The following is a 5,633-nucleotide window of genomic DNA, read 5'->3' as shown; positions in this document are numbered from 1 at the left end:
GATGCAAACGGTGTCCTCTTCATTGACGGTTTCATCTGGATAGCAGAGACCGGAGGGGGGAACATCTACTATATTTATCCAAACCCGGAGAAAGGATTTGCAGAAGAGCTGAAACTCTCCTATCTACTCCCGGTTGACGAGACCTGGTTTGTCGGATCCGGCATCTACCTCTCCGGCATCACCACAGAATTCTCCCCTGAAGCAAAAGATTCGCTCATCCACCGTGTGCGGTATGCCCATGACTATGCACTTGTATACGGGAGGGAGAAGGCAGTTGCAGCATTCAATGATCAACAGGGTCAGTTCGCACAGGGAGAGGCGTACATCTTTGCATACGACTTTGATGGAACGACACTTGCCCTCCCATACCAGCCTGAAGTACTTGGATCAGACAGAACAGAGTTTAAGGATTCATATGGTGTCTCCGGGGTTGCATGGGAGATTGCAGTTGCAGAAGGAGGCGGCGGGTTTGTGTATATCACCTATGAGAGCCCGGCTACCGGAGTTGAGGGTTTGAAGCTCTGTTATGTCACCCCGGCAGGTACTGACTGGCTCGTCGGATCAGGAATTTACGCAGGTCTTCATGAGTGAACAGGGGGATCTAATACCCCACTTTTATCAGTCCCGGGTTTCTTCCGGTGATCGACTCTCCCCCACATGGAGTAACCAGAAATGTATCTTCGATCCCGACCATCCCGACCCCGGAGACGCCGATCTTCGGTTCAAGGGCGATCGCCATCCCTTCTCTGAGCGGTTCATCAAAACCCACTGCAATAACCGGATATTCATCCACCTCAAGCCCCACACCATGACCGAGGAATGGGACACGCCTCTTCCCATATCCCATAAAGTTCTGCTGATGGTCAGCAGCAAGATCCCCCATGATCATTCTGTAGATGTCTGATGGGACTACACCGGGGCGGAGGAGTGATCGCATCCTCTCCTGGATATCCAGACAGACAGAATGTGCAGCAGCAGCCTCATCGGGAAGAGGTGCGCCGAACTGGTACACAACGGTTTTATCGGTATGGTAGCCTTCATACCCGCACCCAGTGTCGAGGAAGACGAGATCACCGGTCTTCAACCTCCGGTGGCGTGATCCGAGGAGCGGAACTGCTGCTGAGAGGCCGACTGATCCCCCGGGTCCGTTGAAGTATGTTGGAGCAATCGAGTTCTCCCCAAACGCAATCTGACCGAGGACGATCTCATTTTCAAACATCGAGAACCGGACGATCCCATGATGCCCTTCTTCAATGAGGATCGTATGGAGTGCGCAGCCGAGTTCCGCCTCGGTCATCCCTTCCGTAAGTATTTCGGGAACCAGATCTTCAAGGACATGCCGGTGGATCTCTCCTGATATCCTCATGAGGTCGATCTCATACGAGCTCTTCTCTGCCCTCACATACGCAATCTGCCGGTCAAGAGAGGAGACCTTCGTCACAGGGAAGTACTTCCTGAACCTTTCGAGAAGCGCAACAGGAACAATCTCCTTCTCGATATGGCAGGATTTGGGGAATGATACCATATCCCCTGCCGCATCCCTGAAATTCTGCATCGGGCGGATATCAGGGAAGAGAGATTCTGCTACTGCCCGGTCAAAACTACGGCGAATCCAGTAGACCGGCTCACCGTCACGCGGGATGATGAGCATACCGTCCTGCATCGTGCCGGAGAAGTAGTACTGATTGATCTTTCCGAAGAAGACGGCGATCTCCCAGTCCGGATCAGACGCATCCATCCGCTGGCAGAATCTTGAGAGGCGGCTTGCCAGTTCGGACTCAGGGACCTTCATATGCATAGAAAGAGTTGTCCGGAGGATACTTGATACCCTCCACTGATTCAGGCGGTCTCCCAGATCATATCCTCTGCCTGCACTCCTCTGTTGTGAGGATCGAGACACCGATCGCCGCCATATCCCGGATATTCGCCTGATGGATCTCAGGTGTTGCAGCAGCAGTTGCATCTGAGATGAGTAGTGTATCATACCCATACGCCATCGCATCAAAGACGGTTGTTCTGATGCAGTTTGGTGTCTGGATGCCAACAACGACGATCCTCTCCACTCCAAGTGATCTGAGGAGGAGATCGAGATCGGTTCCGATAAATCCGCTCATCCGTGTCTTTGCAAGAATATGTTCACCAGGAAGAGGCGTAAGGGATGGGATAACCTGAGCACCTCTTGTCCCCGCAACCGCAAACGGAATCTTTGCAAAGATCTCCCGTCTGAAATGCTCGACATCTGAACCGCCAGGCCGGTGAATCCGAAGAATATGAATCACCGGGAGGTCCTTACTTCGGAAATCATCGAGAACTGCTCTGACAGATCCGAGTATCTCATCGGCACCGGAAACCCTGAGAGGGGCATCCGGCCCGACAAAATCGTTCTGCATATCGATTATCAAGAGGGCGGTTGTAGTCATGATACACTGATCTGACATCCTGCGGGCATTATATTTCCGCATTCTCTTTCGGCATATTGATGAGGATGAACGTAACAGAGGATATCAGGAATCAATTGAGCAATGCACGACGAGAACGCATGTGATGAGAACAGAGAGATCATTGAGGAGATTGCAGAGACGATCTTCGGTGCTGGTGTCATCGATTTTACGTACGAGTACGACTGCACCACCACACGCGGTGTTCGTCTCTGGTTCACCACACTCCGTTTAAGAAATAACCGGGCACTTCCGATCAATCTTGATACCGGAGGGTTCTGTACAGAAGACAAAAACACCCTCGGAGAGGGGGGTATCGCCCTCTTCATACGTGGGAACCGGTATAGCCCCGGATCTGAGGTGGGAATCGATCAGATAGACGCAGCGATACAGAGGGATATGATCTCGCTCTTTGATCGGGCAGTTATTATCGGTCTTGACGGACTCAGGTATGGCGCGATCCCCTGCCTTGAACGTGATGGTGTCTCGTTTTATCCGCTGAAAGCAGATGTAATCCACTGTAAGACTCCTGAAGGGATACCATTCCTCTTCAGATCCGAGGGGTTCTGCCGCATTAACCCGGTTCACCGGACGAAGACTTGGATCACCTTTGACACCCTTCTGATGGTTGATCCTGCAGGGTCCTGCTCAATTGTCTCAGACGAGTTCTTCTCTGAGTTCGCTCAGGAAGAATAAGAACTCCTCTTCCGGAATCCAACAGGGAAGTTTAATTATTTTTGAACCTTTATGCATGATTATGATCAGGGTTGCCATTAATGGCTATGGGACTATCGGTAAACGTGTCGCCGATGCGGTCACCTGCCAGCCGGATATGAAGATCATCGGTGTATCAAAGACGAAACCTTCCGCAGAGGCATATATTGCAAAGGCGCGGGGATTCCCCCTTTATATCGCCGATCTCTCAAAGAAGGATGCATTTGATAAAGCCGGGATACCTGTTGCAGGATCGGTTGAAGAGATGCTTGCCGCCTGTGATATTGTTGTGGACGCAACTCCGGGTGGTATCGGCGCAAAGAACCGCGCTCTCTATGAAAAAGCCGGGATAAAAGCGATCTGGCAGGGTGGTGAAGACCATGAGGTGGCGGGTTTCTCCTTCTCATCATCATGCAACTATGCCGATGCCATCGGCAAAGACTATGTCCGTGTCGTCTCCTGCAACACCACCGGACTCTGCCGGATCATCAAACTCATCTCAGATGAATATGGTGTCAAAAAGGTAAGAGCTACAATGATCCGCCGCGGAGGTGACCCGGGCGATATCAAACGGGGACCAATTGACGCGATCGTCTGCAACCCTGTTACGATCCCATCTCATCATGGCCCTGATGTCCAGTCTGTCATCCCTGATATCAGAATCGTCACAACCGCACTCATTGTTCCTACAACGATGATGCATATGCATGTCGTCCAGATGGACCTCGCACGACCCGGAGACCGGAACCGGGTTCTTGAACTGATCAAAAATCATCCAAGGATCGGGCTTGTCAGGACACAAACCGGGATCACCTCGACGGCTGAACTGAAGGAGTATGTGATGGACCTCGGTAGGCCGAGGGCTGATCTCTGGGAGAACGGGGTCTTTGAAGGATCGATATCAGTCGATGGTGATGACCTCTACCTCTTCCAGGCGATCCATCAGGAGGCTGATGTGGTTGTCGAGACGATCGACTGTATCAGGGCGATGATGGGGACGATCAAAGTGGCTGAAGAGTCGATTGCTCTCACAAATCATTCACTCGGGTTCTCACCGATCCGGTGAATCATATTTTTTCAATGCCAAAGCGGAGACGCTGCAAGGAAAAGAAGATACGATGACAGATGAAAAAGTCCGGGATTTTCGGAGATCTATTAAGATCGCGTTATTTGTCACAGCCTTCTTCTTCTTTGTGGAGGTTGCAGGCGGACTTCTCTCCGGATCGCTTGCCCTGCTCAGTGATGCAGGACATATGTTCAGTGATCTCCTCGCACTCATCCTCTCCTTTGGTGCAATGACTCTTGCACTTCAGCTTCCAACCAAAGAGCGGACCTATGGTTACCACCGTGGGGAGATCTTTGCAGCGTTCATCAACTCGCTGTTGTTGATCGGTGTTAGTTTTGGTATACTATGGGAGGCATACCACCGTCTCCTCAACCCTGCCCCGGTTGACGGTGGCCTGATGCTTATCGTGGCCTGCATCGGTCTTGCTGCAAATGTTTTTATCGTCTTCCTCCTTTATGGCAGCCATAACCTGAATGTGAGAAGTGCTTTTCTCCATGTTGTCGGGGATACCATCTCGTCGTTTGCTGTGATTGTTGCTGCATTGTGGATCTCCTTCACCGGTCAGGTGATGGCTGATCCGATCCTATCCGGTATCATCGCGATTCTGATTATGATATCGGCTGCACGAATATTCCGTGAGACCATCATTATACTTCTTCAGTTCACGCCGCAATCTGTTGATTTTGATGCAGTGGTTGCGGATATGATCTCTGTGAACGGAGTAAAAGGGGTGCATAATGTTCATTTGTGGAGTCTCTGCTCAGATATCAACGTGCTTGATGCACATGTATATTCCTGTGAATCGGATATGGGTAGGAATGAGCAGATAAAACAGGAGATCAAAGAGCGGCTGAAGAAGTACCGGATTCTCCATTCAACGCTTGAGTTTGAGTGCGATGAATGCAGGGATTGTGCTCTTGTTGAAGAGATCAGGGAGCATACCGATTGATTGTTTTGGTGAGATAGTAACCAACACATTATCAATCCCAACTATTCTTTCACGATCTCCACAGTATGCCTGAGAGGTATTTATCATTATTATTGCACTCGAACATCGCTAATGTTCATGTGCAAAACCATGGTACTCCCGTTTGGGATATGATATGATCATATGGATATTACATCCGGATTCATAGAAGAGACAGATACGTAACCGTCATGTGTCAAGGATTCATGAGAAGAAGTCATTGTTTCATAATAAGGGGGTGGTATTGGCAGCGTTGAATAGTTCCCGAGGACTCTCGTACCTCAGTACCATATTCGACGCAGGTGGACTTCACTGCCGGGTTCGGAATGAGTCCGGGTATATCCCCACCGCTATGGCCGCCATTACCACAAGCCAAGGCCCAGATTTGAACTGGGGTGTAGTTGATCTGCAGTCAACCGCGTGGCCGCTCCGCCACCTTGGCGCTGTG

At 50.6% G+C, this 5,633-nt stretch carries 6 protein-coding genes, 1 tRNA gene and 1 rRNA gene; 4 read left to right on the top strand and 4 right to left on the bottom strand.

Annotation, left to right across the window (positions count from 1 at the left end; genetic code table 11):
- The coding region (locus Q7V06_RS09205) for a cache domain-containing protein (RefSeq protein WP_304840814.1) at positions 1-591 on the top strand (591 nt) is incomplete at its 5' end.
- Positions 592-601: 10 nt separating this feature from the next.
- Here the strand turns inward: Q7V06_RS09205 and Q7V06_RS09200 are convergent.
- On the bottom strand, positions 602-1,792 hold the full coding sequence (locus tag Q7V06_RS09200; protein WP_370650840.1) for a M24 family metallopeptidase: 1,191 nt from the start codon (positions 1,790-1,792) through the stop codon (positions 602-604).
- 64 nt (positions 1,793-1,856) lie between these two features.
- Positions 1,857-2,462, bottom strand: coding sequence for a cysteine hydrolase family protein (locus Q7V06_RS09195; RefSeq protein ID WP_304840810.1), 606 nt, complete (start codon positions 2,460-2,462; stop codon positions 1,857-1,859).
- Between the two features lie 60 nt (positions 2,463-2,522).
- Between Q7V06_RS09195 and Q7V06_RS09190 the strand changes: the two genes are divergently transcribed.
- The 3 genes from Q7V06_RS09190 to Q7V06_RS09180 all read left to right on the top strand — a co-directional run bounded on the left by Q7V06_RS09190 (position 2,523) and on the right by Q7V06_RS09180 (position 5,167).
- Entirely contained in the window at positions 2,523-3,134 is a 612-nt protein-coding gene (locus Q7V06_RS09190) for a hypothetical protein (protein WP_304840808.1), read from the top strand.
- Between the two features lie 61 nt (positions 3,135-3,195).
- A complete protein-coding gene (locus tag Q7V06_RS09185; protein WP_304840805.1) occupies positions 3,196-4,218 on the top strand; it encodes a type II glyceraldehyde-3-phosphate dehydrogenase in 1,023 nt (340 codons plus the stop codon).
- 52 nt (positions 4,219-4,270) lie between these two features.
- Positions 4,271-5,167 (top strand): cation diffusion facilitator family transporter, encoded by an 897-nt coding sequence (locus Q7V06_RS09180; protein WP_304840803.1) that lies wholly within the window; start codon positions 4,271-4,273, stop codon positions 5,165-5,167.
- A 260-nt stretch (positions 5,168-5,427) separates the two neighbouring features.
- Here the strand turns inward: Q7V06_RS09180 and rrf are convergent.
- Together rrf and Q7V06_RS09170 are read right to left on the bottom strand one after the other, a co-directional pair.
- A 5S ribosomal RNA gene (rrf, locus tag Q7V06_RS09175) occupies positions 5,428-5,549 on the bottom strand.
- Positions 5,550-5,555: 6 nt separating this feature from the next.
- Positions 5,556-5,627 (bottom strand) — tRNA-Cys (locus Q7V06_RS09170).
- Positions 5,628-5,633: the final 6 nt, after the last annotated feature.

Source organism: Methanocalculus sp. (assembly GCF_030651615.1).
Lineage (GTDB): Archaea > Halobacteriota > Methanomicrobia > Methanomicrobiales > Methanocorpusculaceae > Methanocalculus.
The sequence above is the reverse complement of the archived record's forward strand: the minus strand, read 5'-3'. Positions and strand labels throughout refer to the sequence as shown.